The sequence below is a fragment of the Polynucleobacter sp. UK-Mo-2m-Kol15 genome, from assembly GCF_018881505.1.
Lineage (GTDB): Bacteria > Pseudomonadota > Gammaproteobacteria > Burkholderiales > Burkholderiaceae > Polynucleobacter.
Genome location: NZ_JACVQC010000002.1, coordinates 1 through 978 on the forward strand (window position 1 = coordinate 1; position 978 = coordinate 978).

Annotated in this window: 1 protein-coding gene; it reads left to right on the top strand. The window is 40.3% G+C overall.

Annotated features, from left to right (window positions below; translation table 11 throughout):
• The coding region (locus tag ICN43_RS11075; protein ID WP_216200116.1) for a tetratricopeptide repeat protein at positions 1 to 978 on the top strand (978 nt) is incomplete at both ends.

Sequence of the window (978 nt, forward strand, 5' to 3'; positions counted from 1 at the left end):
AGGCTGCATTAAATAAAGGCGCAACTCTTAAAGAACTTAAGCGATACGAAGAAGCGATAGTATTTGCTGACCAAGCTTTGGTGATCAATCCCAATTTAGCTGAGGCATGGTCAAACAAAGGTGTTGCATTAAATGAGCTGAAACGTTATGACGAGGCTCTTGCTCATTACGATAAAGCGCTCAGCCTAAAGCCTGACTATCATAAAGCTTGGGCTAATAAAGGGGTGACTCTGCATGAGCTGAAACGTTATGACGAGGCTATTGCTCACTACGATCAGGCATTAAGTATTAATTCTGAATATGCTGAAGGCTGGTCCAATAAAGGTGTCACATTAAATGAGCTAAAACGTTATGAAGAGGCTATTACTCACTACGATAAAGCGCTTAGTCTGAAGTCTGATTATGTTGTGGCATATTCCAATAAGGGTAATGTCCTGCATGAGCTAAAACGTTATGAAGAGGCTATTGCTCAGTTCGATAATGCACTTAGTCTTAAACCTGATTATGCGGAAGTTTGGTCTAATAAAGGTAATTCATTCTATAAACTGAAACGTTATGAAGAGGCTATTGCTCACTATGACAGGACACTAAGTTTAAAGTTCGACTACGCAGAAGGTTGGTCTAATAAAGGTTATGTCCTGCATGAGCTCGCACGCTATGACGAAGCCATAGCTCACTTTGATAAGGCGCTTAGCCTAAAGCCTGATATCGACTGGATCAATGGAGATTTACTCTTCACAAAAATGAAATCAGGGAGTTGGTCTGATTTATCAGGATCTTTAGAAGAGATCTCCAAAAGAGTCCTGTTGGGTGAGAAGGTTATACAACCCTTCCTACTACTTTCTTTATTAGACGATGCCTCTTTGCATAAACAGGCATCGGAGATTTTTGCTCGAAATAAGTATCCAGAAAATCCCATATTAGGCCCTATTCCCAAGCATCCCAAAAAAGAGAAAATACGCATCGGCTATTTTTCTG